The following is a 23,364-nucleotide window of genomic DNA, read 5'->3' on the forward strand; positions in this document are numbered from 1 at the left end:
CTTGGTTTCAGAGTTCGATGGTTTGTCCGGTGCGGAAACTACGGTCGGCGGCATCAACGATCTTCATCGAGTTGATCGCGTCGTCCATGTGGTCGGTGAGGTCGACGTCCTCGACGATCGCCTTCAGGAAGTAGTCCTGTTCGCGACGGCAGAGTTCGTCGTGATCCGGTTCATCCCCGGTCTCGGTCCACTCGTCCTGCTTCACGAACCGGTTGTTGGCGTCGAGTTCCGAGAAGTGGCGCCGCAAGGTGTTGGTCTTGGTGTGGGCGTCGACGTCGGCCGACGCGCCCTCGCCCGCGGCTTCGCGCGCCTCGATGGTGACGCAGCCTTTCGGGCCGACCACATCCTTCACGAAGAAGGCGGTCTCCGACATCATCGGACCCCAGCCGGCTTCATACCAACCGACCGAGCCGTCCTCGAAGGTCACCTGCAGGTGACCGTAGTTGATCTTGCCCTCCGGCAGTTCGTCGCTGAGTCGCGCGCCGAGGCCGGACACGCGGACCGGCTTCGAGCGGGTCATCTGGCACATCACGTCGACGTAGTGCACACCGCAATCGACGATCGGCGAGATCGACGCCATCAGGTTCTTGTGGGTCTCCCAGTTGTCGCCGGACGACTGCTGGTTGAGGTTCATCCGCATCACCAGTGGCTTGCCGAGGTCGTGGGACATCTCGATGAACTTCTGCCACGACGGGTGGTGGCGGAGGATGTAGCCGATGACCAGCTTGCGGCCGGTCTTCTTGGCCGTCGCCACGATCTCCTCGGCTTCCGCGACGGTATCCGCGAGCGGCTTCTCGATGAAGACATCGCAGCCGGCTTCGAAAGCGGCTTTGGCGTAGGGAGCGTGGGTGTCGGGATAGGTCGAGATCGAAACCGCGTCCGGCTTGGTCGCCTCGAGCGCCTTGTAGAAGTCATCGAAGAGCTCGTAGCCGCCGCCGAGCTCGGTATTCAGCTTCTCACGGGATCCGGCCGAACGGGTGCAGATGCCGGCAATCTCGAACTCCGGGATGTTGTGGTAGGCGAGGGCGTGCGAGCGGCCCATGTGGCCGGCTCCGACGCAGAGGACTCGGATTGGTTTGGTCATGATTGGGGCGGGAAAACGAGGTGAGCTGACGGAATGTTTCGGTGTCAGGTGAGAAATCGGCGGAAACTTGGCCTGTCCGACGCCCTTTGGCGAGCGGAAGCGCAGCCGGTGTCGGCAAGCCTCACTTTCGCCGCTCCCGAACCTCAGCTGCCGGGTTTCTCCGGAATCATGTCGGACAGCTTGCCGCGAAGCTTGTGGTCCTTGCTGCGCTGGAGCGGGCAGCGGACGAGGGAGTTGTTCTCAATGACCGCCTCCGGGCTGTTCGAGGCGAGGATGCCACGGGCGAACGCGTCCTGAATGTAGCAGCCGGAGATCTCGCCCTTGGCGTGGAAGAACGCGACGGCGTCGTCGCCTGATGCGATGAAACGGCAATCCTTCACCACGTTGCCGGTAGTTGGCGGGTCCCACGGTTGTCCGATCTGCGGCCCGCCACCCGGGGCGGCAAGACAAGGGGTTTGCCCGTTGATGGGAGCCGCGCGATCCGTCACGCAGTCGAGGACCTGGATCCTGTCGAACCCGCCCCGAAAGACGCCGCGCGTCTTGTGGGTCCATTTGACTGATTTGAAGATGAAGTCGGACCCTCCCATCAGCCAATAAGTCTGGCCACCGTGCTTGGACTTGATGCCGAGCAGCGCGCCTTTCGCATAGTGGGGCACGGCATTCCTCTTCACGAGGTTGAGCTGCCAACGCTGTCCGCCCAGTGGCACGGCCTCGCGCCACGCATACTGCGGGTTGTTCTCTACCACCAGTTGAGGATCGGTCTTGCTGTTGACGTACTCACGGACGTAGCGCCCTTGGTCGCTCTGCGGGTTGAAGATGTCGGCCGGGGTGGGAAAGCCGTTCTGGATGTCCAGAACCAGTCTGCCCCTCGCCGACTCGACCACGGTCCCTTGGCTGACCGTGTAATTGCGCCGCGTCATGTGCATGTCGGCCATCGTCACGCGGAAGACCTTGCGTCCGGCGATCGCGTGGACGTTGTCGCTGAAGACCAGCACCGTCTTGTCCATCCCCGCACCTTGGAAAACGAGCCGACCGTTCGGGCCGGGCTCGACTCCGCTCAGGTCGATCGTTCCGAAGTCGGAGTCCTTGCCGTCGAGTTGGTAGGTGCCCGCGTCGAACTCAAGGACAATGGTATCATCCGGCTTCTGGCCGAAGTGCTTCTTCGCCTTCGAGATGGCCTGTCCGACTCCTTTGGCGGTGATGCCGAACTCCGACTGGACGTTCCAGCGCAGGGTGTCGGCCCGGGCGGGTGAGAAGACAGCCACTGCAAGCAGACAGAGGATCGGGAGAATACGTGTGGGATTGGAAATCATCAGCGAATGGATTGGGTCATAGGGGGTGCTGAACGAAGACCCGCTGCTCCTACTTTCGAGCTTCGGCCGGATTCTCGAACCAGATCACGCCCCAGCCGCCATTCTCTTCGGTCGTCGTGATGTCGAGATCTCCGTCGCCGTCGAGGTCGGCGAGGTAAACGTTGTCCATCTTCTTGCGGGTTTCGGAGCCCGGAGTGGGGAGCGGCGCAGCCTTCCAGTTCGCCGCGTCCTTCGGGTCGCCGCTGAAGGAGGCGGTCCACAGGTCGCCTTGCTTCGGCAGGACGACGATCTCGAGGGTTTTCGGATCGCCGTCGAGATCGAGCAGACCGACGCCCTTCGGGAAATTGCCGCAGGGCTGGTCGATGCGGATCTCATGGTAGGTCGGATCGCCGGAATCGTTGGTGCGGAGCAGTACGGTCAGTTTGAGTTTCCACGGGTCCTTGCCTTCGGCTCCGCCGGCGATCGCCATGTCCTCACGGCCGTCGCCGTCGATGTCCCCCATGGCGACGAACATCGGACCGTGGGGATGGAGCGGCTTGCGCGGCCACTTTGATGTCACGCGCTCCTTCCCCGGGTTCGCATACCAGAAGATCTCCTTGCGGCGGTCCGCCACGACGATGTCGGTGTCGCCGTCCTTGTCGACGTCACGCGGCAGGCAGTTCATCGGCCACTTCGCCTCACCCAGCTCGTAGCGGATCCAGTGTTCGGCCCCGTGCTTCCCGGTCTCCGGCTGCTTGAACCAGGAACGTCCGCCGACGATCAGGTCATTGAGCCCGTCGCCGTCGACATCGGCCACGACGGGCACGCGCTGCTCTTCCCGGAAAAGCGTGATCCGCGGCCAAGTGTCCGCATCGTGGAGTGTTTCCGGGCCCGGGTTGAAGTAGATGATTCCGCCGTTCGCGACGTAGTCGATGTCGCCGTCGTTATCGAGATCCCCGATGCCCGAGTCCTCGCACGGGCCGTGACGGAACTCGATGGAGTCCTCCCAGAGACCACGCGCCTTCTCCTTTCCCGGGTTGAGGTAAAGGCGGCTGTATTTTCCTTCCTCGTAGTTGGCGAAGACATCGATGTCTCCGTCGCCGTCCCAATCATGGAAGTTGATCCCGTCCGGTCCGTGGTCCTTCGGGTCGGGCTGGATCACGTGGCAACGCCAGCCGCCCGGTCCCGGCTTGCCCGCGAAGTCTTTCCACGTTTCGGCGGCGAAAGAAGGCTCGATGGTGGCGAGCAGGAAGGTCGCCAACCAGCAGCGGCGGAGTTTCATGGAACTCATCGGGCCATCAATACGTGCCCGGCACCGGCGGCTGTTCGGGGGATCGGGGCCCTACCGGATTTCCTTTGGCTCAGGCAGGCGGCGCAGCAGCGAGGCGAAGTAGTCGGGTTTCAAGTCGCCGAACAGGACGACGGGATCTCCGGATACCTGGAGTGAGCCGCAGTCCCACTCGGCTTTTGAAAGTCGTTCATCGCTCCGGATCGAGCTGACGGCGATGCCGGAGGCGGGCATTCCGGTCGGCGCGCAGGAAATCATGCCGAGGGCGCAAAGGCCCCCGCCAAACGCGGCCGTTAACCGGGCCAACAGGGCGTGGCGCCCGGGACCCTGGGGGAGGGATGAGTCGGGGGACATGGGGGATGGGGGTTGTGGGGGGACGGAATGGGGAGTTCCGGGACGGGATCCTAGCGACCGGATTTGCGAAAGTCACGACGCGATCGCGCGTGTTTGTGAAACCTCTGCGGACTCGGACGACTTTTACCCAAGGTGCCGGCAGCGACTCGAAGTGCTTGAAATGGCGGGGCTGGGCCCCTTCCGCCCGGTTCCGCCATGCAAGGAATGGGGGAGCTCACACGTTTGTCGCTGACAGATTTTATGATGAAATTCGGGTGGCGATGCATTATCCCGGCGTTGGCAATTGTGCCGGCGCTCGCGGATGATGTCCGCTTCAACCGCGATGTACGGCCGATTCTCGCGGACAACTGCCTCGCGTGCCATGGTGCGGACGAGGCTGCGGTCGAGGCCGGGCTCCGGCTCGACGACCCCGAAAGCGCGTTCGCCGAGCGAGATGGTGTGCGGGCGATTGTTCCGGGCGATCCGGATGCCAGCGACCTCGTGCGTCGGATCCATGCCGCCGATCCGGAGCAGGTAATGCCTCCGCCCCGGCATCCGGTTCAGCTCACCGAGAAGGACAAGGGGCTGCTGGTCCGCTGGATTGAGCAAGGTGCCGAATACGAGGGCCACTGGGCTTTTCAGACTGTCGAACGCCCGAAGGCTCCCGGAGGCGGAGAGGGGCCGGCGGCGGTTGATGCCTTCATCGAGAAGCGCCGGGCAGAGGCAGGGCTCGATGGCAATCCTCCTGCGTCGCGCGAAACCTTGCTACGTCGCCTGAGTCTCGACCTCACCGGCCTGCCGCCAAGCGTCGAGGAGGTCGATGCCTTCGTCCGAGACAAGCGCCCCGATGCCTACGAGCGACAGGTCGATCGGCTTTTGGCCTCGGCCCACTACGGGGAGCGGATGGCGATGTGGTGGCTCGATGGCGCGCGCTATGCCGACAGCCACGGCTTTCAGGCCGACTGGGAGCGTTACCAATGGCCATGGCGTGACTGGGTGATCCGCGCGTTCAACACCAACCAGCCCTTCGACGAGTTCACCATCGAGCAGATCGCCGGCGACATGCTGCCCGGGGCGACCGAGGACCAGGTCGTCGCGACCGGCTTCTGCCGCAACCACCGCATCAACACCGAAGGCGGTGCCCTCGACGAGGAATGGCTCGTCGAGAACGTGATGGACCGGGTCGACACGGTTGGCTCGGTCTGGCTGGGACTTACGCTGAGCTGTGCGCGTTGCCACGACCACAAGTATGATCCGCTCACGCAGCGCGAGTTCTACGAGTTCTTCGCCTTCTTCCACAACGTCCCGGAGCAGGGCAAGGGGCCCGGTCGTCAGGGGAATTTCGAACCGGTGCTGAAACTCGCGTCTCCGGAGCAGGAGGCGGAGCTGGCCCGACTGGCGAAGGAGATTGAGGGCAGTGAGAAGGAACTCCTGCCGTGGTTGCCGAAGAACCTCCACGGACTCGCCAAGACCGCCTTCGGAGAGCGTGGTGGCAATGCCGACGCCGGTCTCAAGAAGCAGATCCAGGGGCTCAAGCAACCGGAGGCTCAGAAACTGAAGAAGCGGAATCTCGAGCTCCGCAAGAAGCACGAGCAGGTCGAGAAGCAGTTCGCTTCCGTCATGGTGATGCGGGAGATGGAAGCCCCGCGGAAGACCTTCATTCTGGACCGCGGCGAGTATCAGAACCGGACCGAGGAGGTTCAGGCCGACTTGCCTGCGTTCCTGCCCCCGCTTCCGCAGGGAGAGGCCATGAACCGCCTCGGACTCGCGCGCTGGTTGGTCAGCCGCGAGCAACCGCTGACCGCGCGCGTGCAGGTCAACCGACTGTGGGAACTCGTTTTCGGGACGGGTCTCGTGAAGTCGAGCGAGAACCTCGGCGTGCAGGCCGACTGGCCGAGCCATCCCGAGTTGCTCGACTGGCTGGGGGCGGAGTTCATGGAGAGCGGCTGGGACGTCAAGGCGATGCTCAAGACGATGGTGATGACCGATGCTTACCGGCAGGACGTGACCGTCGACTCGGTGAAGCTCGAAAAGGATCCGGACAACCGCTTCCTGTCGCGTGGTCCGCGCTTCCGGGTGCAGGCCGAGATCGTGCGCGACCAGGCGCTGGCCATTTCCGGCCTGCTCAACCCGAAGCTGGGCGGGCCGAGCGTGCGGCCGTACCAGCCGGAGGGGATCTGGAGCGAGACGAACTTCTACGGCAACCTTCGTAATTACAAACACGACACCGATGGCGGGCAGTATCGGCGCAGTCTCTACACGATCTGGAAGCGCACCGCGGCGCCGCCGGGCATGACGCTTTTCGACATGCCGAGCCGCGAGGTCTGCGTCGTCCGCCGTTCGCGCAGCAACACGCCGCTGCAGGCGCTGGCGTTGATGAACGACGTGACCTATCTCGAGGCGTCGCGGAGATTCGCCGAGCGCATGATGGAACACGGCGACACGCCGGAAGTGCGGTTGGCGTGGGGATGGAAGTGCGCGACCGCCCGCCAGCCGGATCCGGAGGAGGTCAAGGTGCTGGTCAGCGGCTTCGAACGTCGTCTGGAATTCTACCGACAGAATCCCGAAGAGGCGAACGCGCTGCTGCAGACCGGTGAGGCCCCGGTTTCGGATGGCCACGACCCTGCCGAGTTGGCGGCCATGGCCACCGCCGCCAGCGTCATTCTCAATCTCGACGAAGTGATCACCAAAGGATGAACCCGCTCTCGCTCCAGGATGCGCTGAACCGGCGCACGTTTCTCCGCTCGTCCGCCCACGGCTTCGGTCTGGCCGCGCTGGGTTCGATGTTCGGATCGAACGCGATGGGCGGTGTGCCGTTGCTCGACAAGCCGCATCACCTGCCAAAGGCGAAACGGGTGATCTATCTCTTCCAGTCGGGTGCTCCGTCGCAGATGGACCTCTTCGACCCGAAGCCGATGCTTGAGAAGAGATTCGGCGAGGAGCTGCCGGACTCGATCCGTCAGGGTCAGCGCATCACCGGGATGACCTCGGGGCAGAAGACGCTCCCGGTGGCACCATCGAAGTTCAAATTCGCCCAGTACGGCCAGAGTGGTGCGTGGGTGAGCGAACTGATGCCGGAGACGGCGAAGATCGTCGATGACCTGTGCATCATCCGGTCGATGCACACCGAGGCGATCAATCACGACCCGGCCGTGACCTTCTTCCAGTCCGGATCCCAGCTCGCCGGCCGTCCGAGCATCGGCTCGTGGGTGTCCTACGGTCTCGGTAGTAGCAACAGCGACCTTCCGAACTACGTGGTGCTCACGTCGCGCGGAACCGGTCGCCCGAACGACCAGCCGCTGGCCGATCGCTACTGGGGCGCGGGTTTCCTGCCGACCGAGCATTCCGGAGTGAAGTTCCGCAATGCCGGCGATCCGGTGCTCTATCTTTCGGATCCCGCCGGAATCGACCGGGTCCGCCGTCGTGACATGCTCGACGACCTCGCCGCACTCAACCAGCGGCGCCATGGGATCGTGGGCGACCCGGAGATCGCGGCACGGATCGCGCAGTATGAGATGGCCTTCCGCATGCAGGCCAGCGTGCCGGAGCTCACCGATGTCTCCGGCGAGTCGGAGACGGTGCTCGGCATGTATGGTCCGGACGTCAAGAAGCCCGGAACTTACGCCGCCAACTGCCTTCTCGCCCGACGTCTCGCCGAGCGCGGTGTGCGGTTCATCCAGCTCTTTCACCAGGGGTGGGACCACCACGGCGGATTGCCGAAGGCGTTGGCGGGCCAGTGCCGCGATACCGACCACGCCACGGCCGGGTTGCTCCGAGATCTCAAGCAGCGCGGCCTGCTGGAAGACACGCTGGTCGTTTGGGGTGGCGAGTTCGGACGGACGATCTACTCACAGGGCAAGCTCACCCGCGAGAACTACGGTCGCGACCACCATCCGCGATGCTTCACGATGTGGCTTGCCGGCGCCGGCGTGCGGAAGGGCGTGACCATCGGCAGCACTGACGACTACTCCTACAACATCGTCGAGGATCCGGTCCACGTGCACGACCTCAATGCGACGATCCTCCATCTGCTCGGCGTCGACCACGAGAAGCTCGTCTTCAAGTACCAAGGCCGCCAGTACCGCCTCACCGACGTTCACGGCCATCTCGTCCGGAAGGCCATGGCATGAAAAAGGCCCGGGGCTCTTCCCCGGGCCGAAGTCCGTCCGAGTGGCGATCTCCCGATCGCGCTGTCGATCACCAACCGATCCGCACGTCCGGACCGATCAGCTGGATGCGTGACTCCTGGATCGCCTGGATGCGTTCCATGGCTCGGCCGACCGAAATACGGGCGGGTTCCGGCAGTGCGGTGAGTCCGGCTTCGCGGACGATCGCACGCACCGCGTCGGCCGCCGGTGCGGGTCGGCTGCTCATGCGGACAAGTTCGCCATCCTTGTTCTTTTCCGGCTTCGAGAACATGCCTTCGAAGGCGCTCTTCGGCTCGGGGCGGAGTTTGGAGTCGGCCCCCTCGATGCCGGCTTCCTTGGCTGCCCATTCGATCGCGTCGGTCAGGCCGCCGAGTTCATCGACGAGGCCGAGCTCGAGCGCCTTACGTCCGGTGTAGACGCGGCCGCCGGCCATCGGCTCGAGTTCGCCCTTCAGTCGGTCACCGCGGCCATCGGTGATGCGCTTCTTGAAGGTTCCGTAGACGTCGAGCATCGACTGGCGGATGATCGCGGCTTCCTCGTCGGAAAACGGCTCGGTCATCGACATCGCGTCGGCGTGCTTGCCGCGCTGGATCGTGTGGGTGGTGATGCCGAGCTTGTCCATCGCGCCGGCCATCACGAACTTCATGCCGACGACTCCGATCGATCCGGTGATGGTGCCGGGCTCGGCGAAGATGCGGTCCGCTCCGGCGGAAACGTAGTAGCCACCGCTGGCCGCGACGCCACCCATCGAAACCGCGAACGGACGTCCGGCCGCCTTCCACTCGTCGGTGGCTTCCCACAGCACTTCCGAGGAAAGCGCCGAGCCGCCGGGCGAATCGACCCGCAGGACCATCGCCTTCGCATGCTCGTCCTTCAGCAGCTTGACGATCGCGGCGCGCACCGGCGCGATCGACTGGTCGGAGATACCCCCTTCGAGAGCGACCACGGCAACGTAGTCGTCCTTCGACTTCGAGTCGTCGGCCGAGCTCATCATCAGCTTGAAGACATCGAAGATGCTGTCGAGGTCGGGACCGTCGAGATCCGGCAAACCGTACTCGCGGTCGAACTTCGCTTCGGCGTATTCCTCGCGCAGCTTGGCATTGAAGTCGGTGCGGTACTGGAGGTCGTCGACCAGTCCGGCTTCCTTGGCGTCGCTGGCGGTGAAGGTGCCTCGGTCGACCAGCGACAGGACCTTCTCGCGCTCCAGCTTGCGGCCTTCGGCGACGGTGCCGGTGATTTCCGAAAAGATACCGTCGATCAGTTCCTCGGTTTGCTTGGCGGCGAACTCGCTCGGTCCGGTGCGGTAGAACTCCTCGCCGAAGCTCTTGAAGTCACCGATGTGGATGACGTCCGCCTGCAGGCCGGCTTTGTCGAGCAGGCCCTTGAAGTACATCGACTCCGAAGCGATGCCGGCGAAGTCGACGCCGGCCTCGGGCATGAGCACGAAGTGGTTGGCGGCGGAGCCGAGCAGGGCGGACTTGTTTGAGTAGTAGTCGCTGTAGAGCCACACGTCCTTGCCGGCTTCGCGGGCGTCAGCGAGGTGGCCTCGGAGTTCCTCGAGTTGGGCGAGGCCAAGCGTCGCGCCATCGACGTCGAGCACGAGCGCCGTGACCTCCGGATCGGCGGCGGCCATCTTGAGCCCGCGGGTCAGGTCGTGGAAGGTCAGCGGCCGCTCGGGGCTGAACTCCATCGAGAACATCGAGTTTGAGGTGACTCCGCTTTCGGACAGAGGACCTTCGAGATCGTAAACGGCGACGATCGGCTTTTCATCGGCCAGCGCGAATGAAGCGGTGGCGGCAAGGATCAGGAGTGGCGATTTCATGGAATGTGGGACGTGTCTCCGAGGTTTAGCGTCGACCTACACCGGATCCGTCGGGAATTCACTTCCGAAGTGGCCGGGCAATTGGAATGGACGGGGTGGTCGGTCACCCTCGGCTGGCCGTAGGTCTACCTGTTCGGCTCTCAGACCCCTTCGAGCCGCGGACGACCGGGGCGGTCGTCCCTACCTTTCACTCGCCGCTGTCGGGAAACCAGCGCTGCATGGTCTGCTTGGCGCGGTCGATGTGCTCCCGTTTCACATGGGCGGCGACGATGCCGAAGGCGACCGCGAGCGCACCGAGGTCGTCGGAGAAGCCGACGACAGGGACGAGGTCGGGGATCGCGTCGACCGGTGCGATGAAATAGCCGAGGGCAGAGATGATTGTGCCCTTCGCCCACTTCGGAGTGTCCTCATCCTTGAGGGCCTCGTAGAGAGTCAGCACCTTCTCCACGACCTCGATGCCCGCATTCCGGGCGAAGCCGCCGAGCTTCTTCCAAAGCGAGTCTTCCGAGTATTCGTCTGAGTGATCCTGGTCTTCCATGCGTTTTGTCTGCGCGGGTGCCGCCCTGCGGAATTGGCGAAGCGGTCCGACGCGGCCGCCAGAACGATGAAGAGCAACGCGGTTGGCGCAAGGTTGTTTCCGACGGGCCAGGCGTGCGGGTTGTGTTGGTATCGGTTTTTCACGCGCTCCCATTCCACGTTCTTGCGCTCCGCACGAAAACCGATAGATCGGGAACCGTCGTGCAAGATCCTACCGAGAACCCCTACGCAGCTCCCACCACGGTGGAAGCATCACCCGTCGTTATCGAATCGTCCGCAGCGGCCATCCCCGAAACGGCTTCGCTCGGGCTCCGGTTCGCGAATCTGATCATCGACCGGATCGCTTCGATGGTGGTCGTTTTCGTGATCAGCTTCGCTTACGGCTTCGCGCTCGTGGCGTCCGGGTCGGAGATCGAGGAGGACTTCGGCACCGGCATGGAGCTGGTCCTCGCGCTGGGCTCGACCTTTCTCTACTACGCCGCCTGCGAGTCGATTTTCGGCCGCACGCTGGGCAAGCTGATCACCGGCACCAAGGTGATCGACGAGAACGGCGCCAAGCCGAGCTTCCTCCGGGCGCTGGCCCGCACGGTGTGCCGCTTCATTCCCTTCGAGCCGTTCTCCTTCTTCGGCAGCGAGCAGCGCGGCTGGCACGACTCGATCACCCGCACTTGGGTGGTGAAGTGCCGATGAGGCGCGGGTTCGGTGGCGGAAATCGCCCGCTCCGGCGGGAATCGGGCGCTTGAGGGTTGCCCTTTCACGCTGTCGGGCCTATGCGCGCGGCCCGATGTTCTCCGACCTTTTCCGAAAAAAGAACGGCAACTGGAAAGACGACACGCTTTCCGGTCTGACCGTCGCGCTCGCGCTGGTGCCGGAGGCAATCGCCTTTTCGTTCCTTGCCGGAGTCAATCCGATCATCGGCCTCTGGTCGGCGGTGTTCGTCGGATTCATCACCTCGACCCTCGGTGGCCGGCCCGGGATGATCTCGGGTGCGACCGGTGCCATCGCGATCGTCGCGGCCAAGGCGGTCGACCTCGGCGAGGCGGCGGGTGGCGAGGAAATGGGGCTCAAGTATCTCTTCGTGACGCTGGTTCTCGCCGGCGTGATCCAGCTGCTCGCCGGTGCCTTGAAACTCGGACGCTTCATCCGTCTGGTGCCGCACCCGGTGATGATCGGTTTCGTCAATGGACTCGCGATCGTGATCGGTCTGGGCCAGCTCGGGTTCTTCAAGAAGCTCGCCGAAGTGAAGGAGGACGGCACGCGGATCATGGAGTGGCTTCCCATTCCGGAACTCGCCCTGATGGTCGGACTGGTGATCGGCGCGATGGCGATCATCCATTTCCTCCCCAAATATACCAAGGCCATCCCGTCGGCGCTGGCGGCGATCCTTCTGATTGGCACGCTCGGCTACTTCGGAGTCTTTGATGCGCGGACCATTGCCGACGTGCTCAAGGACGGCGGCGGTGACGGCACCCTGAGCAACGCTTTCCCGGTGCCCGCCAACTTCGCGGGACTCACTTGGGATTGGCCGTTCTTCCAGTCCATCCTTCCGATCGCACTGACCATCGCGCTAGTCGGTCTGATCGAGTCGCTGATGACCATGCAGCTCATCGACGAGATCACCGAAACGCGCGGCCAAGGCAACCGCGAGTGCGCTGCCCAGGGTGCGGCCAACGTGCTCTCCGGCCTGTTCGGCGGCATGGGTGGCTGCGCGATGATCGGACAGTCGCTCATCAACATCCGCTCGGGTGGCCGCGGTCGCACCTCCGGCATTGTCGCTGCGGTGGCGTTGGGCCTGTTCATTCTCTTCGCCGGACCGGTGATCGTGCAGATCCCGATCGCGGCACTGGTCGGGGTGATGTTCATGGTGGTGATCGGGACCTTCGAATGGTCGTCGCTGCGGACTTTCGGCAAGGTTCCGGTTTCCGAGATTTTCGTCATTCTGGCGGTCACGCTGGTGACCGTGTTCATGCACAATCTCGCCCTCGCGGTGTTTGTCGGCGTGATCCTTTCGGCGCTCGTTTTCGCTTGGGAAAGCAGCCGGCACGTCAACGTGCAGGTCGAGCACGAGACGGAGGACGAGAAGATCTACTCGCTCGACGGCTTGCTCTACTTCGGTTCGGTGCGCGACTTCGCCGACCACTTCCAAGCGCGCTCCGATGTGCCGAACATCGTGATCGATTTCGCCCGCGCCCGGGTCTGCGACCTGTCGGGCATCGAGGCGATCAACGCCCTTACCGAGCGTTACCGGAAAGCCGGCAAGAACCTCAAACTGCGCCACCTTTCGCCGGACTGCCGCCGGATGCTCGACCGCGCCAGCGCGCTGATCGAAATCGAGGTCGCCGAGGACGATCCGGAATACCTCGTGGCGCGGATCAAGCCGCACTGAGGGACCGGCGAGCGGCGCGCTCCCGCGCCCGAAGGTAGAGTGTGCCGGCATCCTGAGTCGCTTCTGGACCCGGGAGTTGGCGGCCAGGTTTCCGCTCACGACATCGATCCCATCGATGATTGGTGAGAGAATTTGGATGACCCGAATGGCGATGCATTTTGCTACGCTGCCGGAATCGGCACATGCCGTAGCCTCCCATGAACGCTTTCGAATTCCTCGCCATCCTCGGTCTGGGCATCTGGATCTGGGTCCACACCCGCCGGTCGTCGGAGCGGATCCGGGCGCTTGAAAACGAACTGACGGCGCTGCGCTCGCAGCAGATGAGCGTCAAACCGGTTGAGCTACCGGCGCCGCAGCCCGAGAGCGCGATGGAGCGCGCGAAACGGGAAGCGGCCGAGAAGCCGCCGACCGTCCCGGAACCCCAGCCGGAAGCGCCTCCCAAGCCGGCCGCGACTCCGCCGCCGATGCCCGCCTTCGCGCCTGCAACCGAGACAAAACCCGAGCCTACCCCGCCGCCGCCTCCCGCCGCCAAGCCCGTTCCGGCCGCCAGCACGCCGGCACCGCCCGAACCGGTGCCTGCCGCCCCGCCGAAGTTCCCGGCGCGCGAGCCGCAGCCAGCCTTCGAACTGCAGCCGATTCTCGAGAAGATCAAACTCTGGCCTCCCTCGGGCGAGAATGCCGAAGCCGCGATCGGTGCATGGTGGTTGTCGCGCCTCGGCCTGATCGTCCTGATCATCGGCGCGGTGTTCTTCGGGGTCCGGATCGCCGAGAACACGCCGCCGTGGGTTCGCCTTGCCACGCTTGGCGCGATCGCCACCGGCGTCACGCTGCTCGGCGTCTGGCTGGAGCGGAAGCTGACCGTGTTCGGCCGGCTGATCTCCGCCGGCGGTCTCGCCTTGGGCTACTTCACAGCACTCGCGGCGTATGGGATCGAGGCGACCAAGGTGATCGACAACCCCGGCACCGGCTTCCTCGTCCAAGCCGCGGCGGTGGTCGTCGTGGTTGCGTGGAGTTGGTGGAAAAAGGATGAGGCGATCGCGTCGATGGCGGTCCTGTTGGGGCTCATCGCGTGCCTGTTCTCGCACTACCACGACCTCGATCACTTCGTGATGCTCGGTCTGCTCTGTCTCGCGGCGGGAGGGGGTGCATTGTTGGTGCTCCGCAGCTGGCTTTGGCCTCACACAATCGGCATGGCCGGGGCTTGGTTCGGGTTTTTCGTTCTCGGAGTCTTCGATTGGCCACGGGGCGGTGGGCCGGGCTACGCGCTTGAGTTGGGCAGCGTGGTTCTGCTGGCCGTCGTGCTCGAGCTCGCCTCGTTCATCGATCAGGGACGCCACGCCTCCGAAGATGGGCATCAGGGGAAGGGGCGCTGGAGGCGCTACCTCGCCTTGGCCAACACTTCGCTTGCGGTGGCTGTCGGATGGCTGGCGATCCGGCTTTCCTATCCGTCGTCGGTCGAAGACGGCCAGATGCCGATTTTCTACCTCACCTTCGCGGGACTCACCGGAGCCTTCGCGGCGTTGCGCGGATGGCGCCGCCACCCGATCGCGATCACCGAGACCTTTTTCCTCAAGGCCATGGGTCTGCTGGCCCTGTATTTCGTGGCGAAGTTCGACGGTCCCACCCGGTGGCTGTCGCTTTCGGGCCAGACGGTGGCGCTCGTCTGGGCGTGGAGGCGCTCGCGGCTGCTCTGGGTGGAAGTCGGACTGGCTGCCTTGTTTGCCGGAACTCTGACGGTCATCGCCCACGACGTGATGCGGCCGGTCGAGGGTGAGTGGGCCTTCTTCAGCATCCGCCACGTCGTCGGGTTCGTGTCGCTGACCGTTCTCACGCTGACCCTTGCCCTCCACGCGCGGTGGTCGGACTCGCCTGAACCCGATCCTGCGGCCGAGGAACCGATTGAAGCGGGAGTCGGCGCGATCCTGCGCATGATCGCTGGTGGGTTAGCTGGCTTGTTGGTGATCCCGTTGGTGGACCCGGGTAGCGGTCCTGCCGCAGCGGTGCTGACGTCGGTTGGTGCCCTGATGGTGGCAGCGCCTCTGGCAGTGGGTCGGAGCTTCCCTCCGCTCCTGGCCGGGCTGATCGCTCTCGGCTATGCCTTCGGTCTCTACCTTCAGCCCTCCGGATCGGCGGGATGGAACGATACGCTCACCGGGTTGTGGCTGATCCTGCTGGCGTTCGGGGGAGCGGAGCTGGCCCTGCGCTTCTGGGATCGGAAGTGGCACTTCGGGAACGCGGTGCGGGTCGGTCTGTCGGGTGCCGGATTGTGGATGCTGGCGATCCTGTTGATCCGTCACACCGGCGATGCATCGCCATGGATCTGCGGGCTCTGCGTCCTGCTCGTCGCGGCGGCCGCAGGCTTCGTGGGCATTCGCCAGTCCGTCGGGTTCGCGGTGGATCATCTCTCCGGGAATCCGGTGAGCTCGCAGGCGATGCGCTGGGCTCTGGGAGCGGTGTCCGGCCTGATCCTGATCGGGGCTGGAATCGAACTCATGCCCGACGCCGACCAACTGCCGATCGTGCTCACGGTCGCGGCGGCTCTCGTCTTCGCCTCGGCCTGGCTGACGCGAAGTGCGGTTCCGGCTCTGGCGGGAGGTCTTCCGCTACTCATGGGCTTCGGCGTCTATCTTTACGAGTTCGAGAACTCCGGTGGCTCGAGCCTCCATGTCGTTTCGACCCTCGTCATCGTTGGCATTTCCATCGCGACCTCGTGGGTTCTCTCGCGGCAGAAGATTCGCCTCGGGCTGATGATCGGCTTCGATGCCGTGCTTCAGGTGCTCGCCGTGGTCTCGGTGCACTGGCTCCTGCGGACCATGCTTCCCATGCCGCAGGTGTTCCTCGCTGACGCATTGCTGGCCGTCCTCATGGTGGGTTTTTCGAATCGCCTGCCGTTCCGCTCGCTGCCCTTCGTCTCGGCTCTGCCGTGGGCGCTGGGGCTGCTCCACTTTGGCCGCGTTTGGGTGATGGAGGGAGCCGTGGAGGACATGCGCTGGGTGTGGTGGATCGTGGCGGTCGCCGTCGGTGGCTGGCTGTGGTTGGCCTACCGTCGCATGATCGAAAGCCAGCCGGTGGTCGGTCGCCGTGTGGCTGGCGGGTTTGCCTGTCTGGCCGCCGGGGTGTTGTCGGTGGTCGGCTTCCGGATGCTTCCGGAACCTTGGCACCTGGTGTCACTGGCGGGTGTGTCGGTGGCGATGGCCGGGCTCGGCTGGTTCGGCAAGCTGCCGGGCTGCCGGGCTTGGTCCATCGTGCCGCTGGTGGTGGCGATGGTCGCGTCGCTGGCCCGGATCGCGGGCGTCATCGCCGGTCCGGAGGACGCCACCTTGGTGTCGGTGATTACGGTGTCCGTGCTGATCGCGGCGCATGGCGTGATCCTTACCCTCAAGGCGACCAAGCCGGAACGCTCGCGGGTTTGGGTCCATGGCTTGGCTGCGCTTGGTCTGGCCTTCATCGCCTTTGCCTCTCCGACCGTGGGCGTCGATTCGCTGACCACGGTGTGCTGGGGTGCGACCGCAATCGTGCTGTTCGGGATCGGCCTAGTTGCCGGACTCAAGCCCTATCGTCTGACCGGGCTGCTCGGCCTCGGGTTGTCGATGGTGCGGATGTTCCTGATCGACATCGAGGATCCGCTCTACCGGATCTACGCGTTCTTCGCGATCGCCGCGGTGCTGCTCGGCGTCGGTTACCTCTACCACCGGTTCCGACACCTCATCGAGCGCGCCGACGGCGTAACGCCGCCGAAGCCGGATCCGGAACTACGGTCGCCATCGTAGATCCCGGAAAACATCCCGGACCATCTTCGGTTTGCCGAATTCGTCGTAGAGTCCCATCCGCGACCAACCGTCGGAGTTTTCGTTCCCGGTGTAGGTCTTGCGCGACCGGTAGTCGACGAGGAGCCAGTAGGTGTAGCCGGACAGGGGCGGGATGTGTCCGGTCAGCACCTCGTGCTGCCGTCGCAGTAGGTCGGCCTGCCAGTCCTCGGAGCCCTTGCGGTCCTTCGGGCCGCGGTCGCCGCGCTTCGACCAACCGCCGTTTTCAAGGATGATCAACGGCTTGCCGGGATTCTCTTCGGTGACCCGCTTGAGATCGGGATCGAGGTTCTCGAAGGGGTCCATCGCGCCGCGGTATTCGTTGAAGCCGACGGCATCGGCGTGTTCGAAATGGGGCTCGCCCATGTGCGGGTGCCAGGCCGCCCACGTGACCGGCCGCAGGTGCCAGTCGTGTGCATCGACCAGATCGTGGCCCATTTTGACGAACGGTTCGTACTCGGGGCAGAACTGGTGGCATTCGTTGTGAATGCCCCAGATCACCACGGATGGATGGTTCATCAGGTCCCACAGCGCGCAGCGGCCGAGCGATTGGAAGACGGACTGCGGATCCTTGGTCTGGGCGTCCATCGACTTTTCCTTGTACCAGAATCCACCCCACTCGCCGCACAGCATCACCCCATTCCGGTCGGCGAGTTGGTAGGTCCACGGATGCCGCTGGGCGACATGCAGGCGGGCGAAATTCGCGTCCGCCTCACCGAGCATGCGGAAGAACTCCTCGTGATCTCCTTTCGTCAGGGCGTTGCCCCGTCCACGGTGTTCCTCGTAGAAAGCCGATCCCTTCAGGAAGATCGGTTTGCCGTTCAGATAAAAGCGGTCACCGCGGATCTCGAAGTGACGGATTCCGAATTCGGTCTGAAGGCGGTCGCCGGGTTTGCCGCCGGTCTCCAAGGTCGACACCAACCGGTGAAGCTTCGGGTTGCCCGGCTGCCAGCGGGCGGCATCGGGCTTCAGCGACGCCTGGAAGCGGATCGCCGCATGGGCACCCGGCTCGAGATTGAACGGGAGTGGCTCGCACGGCTCGATCGCGTCCGAGGCGACGCGGACCGTTCCTTTGCTGGGGGTGGTGCCGTGGTTGCTGATGCAGACAACCGCCTCAAGCTTGCCCTTCATCGTCCTTACCTGCGTCTTGCGGATGGTCAGAGGGTTCTCGGTGACCAGCGACACCGAGCGGGGAATGCCGGCGTAGGGCCAGTTGTCCGGCGCCTTCGGGTGGCGGGTGTGGACGTATTCGATCTCGTCGAAGCCGTCGCCGTCGGTCTTCTTGCGATAGTTCGGCAAGCGGATCACCTGCACTGCCAGCGTGTTGGCTCCTTTGGCGAGCTTTCCGGTGGCATCGATCTCGAACGGCTGGCCGCCTCCCTCGTGAAGCGCCAGCAGCTCGCCGTTGAGAAAGATGCGAACCCGGTGTGGCACTCCGAGGAACTCAAGCCGGTGCCGCTTGTCCTCGCTCGGTTCGAAGTCGAACTTCCTCATGTACCATGCGGCGCCGTCATAGAACGGCGGGTTCTTCACGCTGTGGTCCGACCAGTCCCAGAAGCGGCCGCCCGGCATCGTGTCCCAGCAGTGTGGCACCGTCACGCGGGTCCAGCCGGACGCGGCATCAAGGCCCTCGTTCTCCGGGTCGAACCGGAACTCCCAAGGACCATCCAGATCAAGCCGGCTGCGGAACGGATTCTCCGAGCGGTCCTCGAAGTCGGGCCGGATCCGGCCGTAGTGGAAAACTACCGGGAAGCCGTCGAGCTTCCGCGTTTCGATGCCCATCGCGTGGACGAACTCCGGCGAGTCGGCGAAGTCATCGGCGAACGCGGCAAGCGGGAGGAGTAGAGCGAAAAAAGCGCGGATCACGGTGGGCGAACGTCTCCCCGGGAAGACAAGTTGCAAGCCCGGGAATGACCGGTGCGTGGCATGATCCGGTCACCTCGGATGCCTCATCTGGGCGTAGCGGGCCCATGGCTTGGGGTCGACGCGCCCGTCGGGATAGGTCCGGACCCGCCGGACGATTCCCTCGCGCGAGTGGGACGCGGTGACGATCAGGTCGATGTAGTCCGCCGGTTTGGATTCCTCGGCAACCGTGTTGCCGATCCGGTGGGCGACGGCCGCCGAGCCGAAGGCGAGGAGCGGCGGGACGGCGAGGAAGGCCCCTTCGCCCATTTCGGAGGCGACATCCAAGGTGGTCGCGACATACCGGTCCGCCGGAACCGACTGATTCATCCGGTTCACGAAGGGTGGATGCACCTCATAGTGGACCGCATAAATCGTCCCCTCGGTGGCGAAGAACGCGAGGTCCGCCTCCTGGTTGCCGCCTTGGGGCCATTTGAACCCGACCCGCACGGTATTGACGCCCGGGTTCAGCACCTGCCGCGTGCCGCGCGACTGCTGCCCGTTGACCGAAACGACGCGCAGCCGGTCGAGGCGGTCGCGCTTTTCGAGATCGGGCGTGACGTCGATCACCGCCATGCCCGCCGGCGGCGGGCGTTGGGTCGTGGAGCCACAGGAGGCGAGCAGGATCCCGATGAGAGTTGCGGCCAGAGCCAGGAGCGGGGGATTCATGGCATCCGCAAGCATGACGGGCGGGATGGCCGATGCCAAGGCGCAAGCTGCTGTCGGATCAGCGGGCTTCCTGAATCGACTCGAGCCGCTTTTCAACCCACTCCGATTCCTCTTCCAGTCCGTGTTCGGTGTAAAAATCCCCGAGCGCCCCGTAGCGCTTCGCCGGATCGAACTTGGCCGCATACCATAGCTTCCGCAGGCACACCGGGCAAAGATGCATCGGTGTCGAGTCGGCCTCCTGGAGGTGGTTGGCCCCGTTCATGTTGCACTCGTAGTGGATGCAGTGGCGGATGCCGAACATGTGGCCCATCTCGTGGGTCAGCACCTTCGCGGCGCGACGAAGTACGAGAGTCTCCGTATGTTCATCCGCCTCACGCCCGGTCCACGACGGATGATAGCGGGCGAAGCTGAAGATCCCGACACGGTTGCGGATCGATGCCTGGCCGAAGACAAAGTTCCACGACTCGTCGGGGTAGAGGTCGGTCATGGTCACGGCGAGCATCGCGTAGGCGTCGGCAGGCAAGCGCGCGGCGAGCCCCTTGAGCATCTCTTGCGAGTTCCACTGTTTCTTGCCCGAACCGGGGTTGATGCGGGACGTCACCTTGATGTCGGCTTCGGCGACCGGCTTGAGCATCCGGACCTCGAGTGGCTGGAAATACGCGGCGGTGTAGTCTTTCAACGCCTCCAGCGACGGCGCCTTCCCTTCCTCGAATTCGCCGAGCGGGAGGACATAGAGGATCTTGCGGGTGTCGTCGGGGAAGTTCGGTTTCGAGTCGAGGTATTGCCCGAGCGATTGTCCCGGCTCGGGGTGGCTGGCCAGCCAGTCGGCCGGCTGCGGCGCCTTCTTTGCCTCGAACTCTCCCGCGTCCGTGAACGCGCGCCGCTCCGCCGGGGTGTGCCGGTCCAGCGATCCGACCGCTTTCAGCCGTTCGTCCCGGTCGGGCAGCGTCACCGCCAGCGCGGCGGCAGCGGCGACGAGAAGGACGAGACAGAGGCTCTTCATGAGGCGGAGGATCCGGTCATGTTCGAAACGCCCGCATGTGCGTTTTCTTGGCCCGAACCCTTCAGCCAATCCAGCGCTTCGCAGGAATGCCGGACCGGGAGGGAGTAGTGGCCTTCGCCCTCAAGCCACGTGCCTTCCGCCTTCGGCACCCGAGCGGCGAGCCTTTTGGCTACATCGCAGGGCAGGTTGGCGTCGGCCATGCCGTGCCAGAAGTGCACAGGAACGTGGATCCGCTCCGGTTCGAAGTCCCATGGCGCGAGGTAGAGCTCGCCGTCGTCCAGTGTCGGTCCAGGGCCGTTGCGGATGGCCTCGAGGTAGCTCCGGATCACCATGTCCCAGCCCCCGGCGCTGTGGATCGCCTCGCGGTCGGCCTCCGGGATGCTCTTGAGCATCCATGACATCGGTGCGTGGTCGACGCCGCGGTCGATCATCCAGCGGCTGAAGGGCAGGAGAACCGGTAGCGAGGCGCGTCGCAGCGATTTCAGCCCCGAGAGCGTTCGGTAAGCCCAATGCATGTGGCTGCGGTCGGCCTTGTCCGCGAGCGGCGGAGCGCCGCAGATCACGGCGGCCCGGATCACCCGGTCGCCGAGCTTTTCACAGGTCGCGAGGGTGTAGGGTCCGCCCCCGGAGACTCCGAAGATCCGAAACCGGTCGATTCCGAGCGAGTCGGCGAATTGGCCGACGTCCTTCGGCCAGTCCCCGAACCGCCGGTCGGGCATGGGGTCGGAGAGGCCGACGCCCGGTCGGTCGGGCGCAAGCAGCCGGATTCCACGCTTGGAGGCGTCGTGATCGAGGTAAGCGGCTTGGAAGCGGCTGCTGGGCCAGCCATGGAAGAACAGCACGGGGATTCCCTGCGGGTCGCCGTATTCGGCGAATCCGAGTTTGCGACCATCCGGCAGAGTGACGTGCTCGTTTTCCTTCATTCGGCACGGAGCATGGGGAATTGGCGGCGGGAGTGCACATCGATAATCCGGGAGCCAACATCGCGAAATCCCGATGATGGGCGGCTTCGGCTTGTCAAACAGACCGTGCTGTCTGCAGGTTTGGGTATGAGTAAGGCACGGGACCGCCTTGTGGCTACGGCCGGCCGCCTGTTCGGCGAGCGGGGCTACGAATGCGTCGGGATCAACGAGATCATCGCCAAGGCCGAGATCGCCAAGGCCACCTTCTATCAGCACTTCCCCAGCAAGGAGGCGCTGTGCGCCGAGTGGTTGCGGACCGAGGCGGAGGATTCGGAGCGGACCCAGCGCAGGCTGCTCGAGGATCCGAGGACGGTGCGGGAGCGGCTCGAAGACCGGTTCGATGCCCTGCAGCGCTGGCTGACCGAGGAGGATTACCCGGGTTGTCCGTTCTGCACCACGGCGGCGATGACCGAAGCCGGCGGGGAACTTCGCGAGTTGGTGGCGCTGCAGCGCAAACAAAGCCGGGAGTTCTGGCGGGGTTTGGCGGCCCAGCACGAACCCTCCCACAAGGCGGCCAAACACCTCGGCGACGCCTGGTTTCTGCTCTACAGCGGGGCGATCACCGAGGCGACGAATCTCCGCGAAACATGGCCGGTGAAGAAGGCGAAGCGGGCGGCGCTGAACTTGGGCGGCTGGAAATAATTCGAATTCCACGGAATAGACCGACTTGTCTGTTCTCTTATCGTTGCGGATGTATCCCCTTCGCATACGGCAAAAAGGACAGACTTGTCTGATTTAGGCGTTACTATAATATTTTTGACCAATGATAGAATATGTCTACCCGCCTCTGCTGGTGCTTGCATGCCGCAATTGGCTGCGCATCCTGAGCAGTGATGCCAAACGAAATTCCACGAGTTGGAGCGGAGCTTACCCCAGAGCAACGGGAGAAAGCGATGGCGTGGTTCGAAGAGACCTGCAAGCCGCTATTCCTACCCGAGAAAGGCTGTCCTTCCTGCGGGAACACGAATTGGGAGCTGTGCCCATACATCAACGAGATGCGAACTCTCAACGAGTCCCGGCATGGCGGCGGTTACGTCTTCTATCCACTTTTGACCATCCAGTGCACAAAATGCGCTCAGATTCTCAATTTCAATGGGATCGACGCTGGAGTGCTCCCTCCCGGAGCAGACACCACTTTTGCAGGGGAAAAGATCGCAGCGAAAGGAGGGCCCATTGCCTGAAATCGAACCAGAATCGCATAGCGGAAAGATTACGCCTAAGCGCGGCGGTATTTCGGCTCCGCCGCCGCGAACAAGCTATTACGAGGCGATTCACTGCTATCGGAAGGTGAAGACTTACCCCATTCAGGAACACGAATTATCCGCATTGGATGAGTCCAATTCCAACTTCACCCTCTGGGCCTCTCTGGGAACTGGGTTCATATTCCTCTCGATCGGGTGCGTTTGGGACACCGTCAGCGAGTGGAGTTTCACCGGAGTGAGATTTTTCTTCATGGTCTTATTTGGACTCGCCGCAGGCGGAAGCTTTTGGGTGAGCCGTGGGTATAAGAAACAACGAGAGAACCGCCTGAAAAACATCAAGGCAGAGGTTGTTGAACACAAGGAGGACAATGGCACCGCATGAACACCGTTCTTTCGAACAAATCAACAACATATTGACAGATAGGCTACTGTAACCACCACACACACCACATGGACTCACAAAAAAACTTTGTAGAAAACTCCCTGACCGTCTCCGTGATGCCTCGCGGATCGGACGGTTATTTCTGCTTCGTGGCTCAGTGCCACGAGTACGACATCTGCGTCCAGGGATCATCCCTCGATGAGTGCCAGTCTAGGTTTGTTACGGCCGTCGAAGGTCACATTGCCCTCGCCATTTCAATGGGACGGACGCCGTTCGCTGACCTCCCTGCTCCTCCCGCGGAGATTCTGGCAGAGTTGACGGGACGGGTTCCAACGCAGGCGTCAAGCAGGCCCATCGGGCGGCGTGCTGCAACCGGCGTGGACCTCCAAAATCTCGGTGGCCGCGCAACCTTTGCCATCGCCTGAAGTGGCCGCATATCCGATGGCTCCCGCAATACGCCGGGGCAACTTCATAGACCGGCTCTTCTCGGATTACGGAGTTCGGGAGAGGATTGTAGATCTAGGGTCTGGAGAGATCCACGTATTTTG

Annotated in this window: 17 protein-coding genes; 7 read left to right on the forward strand and 10 right to left on the reverse strand. The window is 63.8% G+C overall.

Going from position 1 to position 23,364, the window contains the following annotated elements; genetic code table 11:
• Positions 1-7: 7 nt before the first annotated feature.
• The 4 genes from HAHE_RS10215 to HAHE_RS10230 all read right to left on the reverse strand — a co-directional run bounded on the left by HAHE_RS10215 (position 8) and on the right by HAHE_RS10230 (position 3,922).
• Positions 8-1,084, reverse strand: coding sequence for a Gfo/Idh/MocA family oxidoreductase (locus tag HAHE_RS10215; protein WP_338690730.1), 1,077 nt, complete (start codon positions 1,082-1,084; stop codon positions 8-10).
• Positions 1,085-1,227: 143 nt separating this feature from the next.
• Positions 1,228-2,397, reverse strand: a complete 1,170-nt coding sequence (locus HAHE_RS10220) for a right-handed parallel beta-helix repeat-containing protein (protein ID WP_338690731.1) — start codon at positions 2,395-2,397, stop codon at positions 1,228-1,230.
• Between the two features lie 49 nt (positions 2,398-2,446).
• Complete coding sequence (locus HAHE_RS10225; protein WP_338690732.1) at positions 2,447-3,658, reverse strand: VCBS repeat-containing protein; 1,212 nt, start codon at positions 3,656-3,658, stop codon at positions 2,447-2,449.
• A 60-nt stretch (positions 3,659-3,718) separates the two neighbouring features.
• Complete coding sequence (locus HAHE_RS10230) at positions 3,719-3,922, reverse strand: hypothetical protein (RefSeq protein ID WP_338690733.1); 204 nt, start codon at positions 3,920-3,922, stop codon at positions 3,719-3,721.
• A gap of 381 nt (positions 3,923-4,303) precedes the next feature.
• Between HAHE_RS10230 and HAHE_RS10235 the strand changes: the two genes are divergently transcribed.
• Complete coding sequence (locus HAHE_RS10235; RefSeq protein WP_338690815.1) at positions 4,304-6,694, forward strand: PSD1 and planctomycete cytochrome C domain-containing protein; 2,391 nt, start codon at positions 4,304-4,306, stop codon at positions 6,692-6,694.
• Positions 6,691-8,127 carry a DUF1501 domain-containing protein gene (locus HAHE_RS10240; protein ID WP_338690734.1) on the forward strand — a complete coding sequence of 479 codons (1,437 nt, stop codon included), beginning with the start codon at positions 6,691-6,693 and terminating at the stop codon, positions 8,125-8,127. The genes HAHE_RS10235 and HAHE_RS10240 overlap by 4 nt, the downstream gene beginning before the upstream one ends.
• 67 nt (positions 8,128-8,194) lie before the next feature.
• On the opposite strand, the gene sppA is transcribed toward HAHE_RS10240, so the two are convergent.
• Together sppA and HAHE_RS10250 are read right to left on the reverse strand one after the other, a co-directional pair.
• Positions 8,195-9,967 carry a signal peptide peptidase SppA gene (gene sppA / locus HAHE_RS10245; RefSeq protein WP_338690736.1) on the reverse strand — a complete coding sequence of 591 codons (1,773 nt, stop codon included), beginning with the start codon at positions 9,965-9,967 and terminating at the stop codon, positions 8,195-8,197.
• Positions 9,968-10,154: 187 nt separating this feature from the next.
• Positions 10,155-10,505, reverse strand: coding sequence for a YkvA family protein (locus tag HAHE_RS10250; protein ID WP_338690738.1), 351 nt, complete (start codon positions 10,503-10,505; stop codon positions 10,155-10,157).
• A gap of 242 nt (positions 10,506-10,747) precedes the next feature.
• On the opposite strand from HAHE_RS10250, the gene HAHE_RS10255 reads away from it, so the two are divergent.
• From HAHE_RS10255 to HAHE_RS10265, 3 genes are all read left to right on the forward strand, one after another.
• Entirely contained in the window at positions 10,748-11,194 is a 447-nt protein-coding gene (locus HAHE_RS10255; protein WP_338690740.1) for an RDD family protein, read from the forward strand.
• Between the two features lie 94 nt (positions 11,195-11,288).
• Positions 11,289-12,890, forward strand: a complete 1,602-nt coding sequence (locus tag HAHE_RS10260; RefSeq protein WP_338690742.1) for a SulP family inorganic anion transporter — start codon at positions 11,289-11,291, stop codon at positions 12,888-12,890.
• Positions 12,891-13,087: 197 nt separating this feature from the next.
• The gene (locus HAHE_RS10265; protein WP_338690744.1) at positions 13,088-16,660 is read left to right on the forward strand and encodes a DUF2339 domain-containing protein; all 3,573 of its coding nucleotides are present in this window, start codon (positions 13,088-13,090) and stop codon (positions 16,658-16,660) included.
• Here HAHE_RS10265 and HAHE_RS10270 read toward each other — a convergent pair.
• The 4 genes from HAHE_RS10270 to HAHE_RS10285 form a co-directional block, all read right to left on the reverse strand.
• Positions 16,643-18,562 (reverse strand): glycoside hydrolase family 2 protein, encoded by a 1,920-nt coding sequence (locus HAHE_RS10270; RefSeq protein WP_338690746.1) that lies wholly within the window; start codon positions 18,560-18,562, stop codon positions 16,643-16,645. The genes HAHE_RS10265 and HAHE_RS10270 overlap by 18 nt on opposite strands.
• Before the next feature lie 69 nt (positions 18,563-18,631).
• A complete protein-coding gene (locus HAHE_RS10275) occupies positions 18,632-19,267 on the reverse strand; it encodes a hypothetical protein (protein ID WP_338690748.1) in 636 nt (211 codons plus the stop codon).
• A gap of 58 nt (positions 19,268-19,325) precedes the next feature.
• Positions 19,326-20,270 (reverse strand): archaemetzincin, encoded by a 945-nt coding sequence (locus HAHE_RS10280; protein ID WP_338690751.1) that lies wholly within the window; start codon positions 20,268-20,270, stop codon positions 19,326-19,328.
• The gene (locus tag HAHE_RS10285; RefSeq protein ID WP_338690753.1) at positions 20,267-21,193 is read right to left on the reverse strand and encodes an alpha/beta hydrolase; all 927 of its coding nucleotides are present in this window, start codon (positions 21,191-21,193) and stop codon (positions 20,267-20,269) included. The genes HAHE_RS10280 and HAHE_RS10285 overlap by 4 nt, the downstream gene beginning before the upstream one ends.
• 126 nt (positions 21,194-21,319) lie before the next feature.
• Here HAHE_RS10285 and HAHE_RS10290 point away from each other — a divergent pair, with 126 nt between their 5' ends.
• Both HAHE_RS10290 and HAHE_RS10295 read left to right on the forward strand, forming a co-directional pair.
• Complete coding sequence (locus HAHE_RS10290; RefSeq protein WP_338690755.1) at positions 21,320-21,874, forward strand: TetR/AcrR family transcriptional regulator; 555 nt, start codon at positions 21,320-21,322, stop codon at positions 21,872-21,874.
• A 450-nt stretch (positions 21,875-22,324) separates the two neighbouring features.
• Positions 22,325-22,816, forward strand: coding sequence for a hypothetical protein (locus HAHE_RS10295; RefSeq protein ID WP_338690757.1), 492 nt, complete (start codon positions 22,325-22,327; stop codon positions 22,814-22,816).
• Positions 22,817-23,364 lie beyond the last annotated feature (548 nt).

Source organism: Haloferula helveola, from assembly GCF_037076345.1.
Classification (GTDB): Bacteria; Verrucomicrobiota; Verrucomicrobiia; order Verrucomicrobiales; family Akkermansiaceae; genus Haloferula; species Haloferula helveola.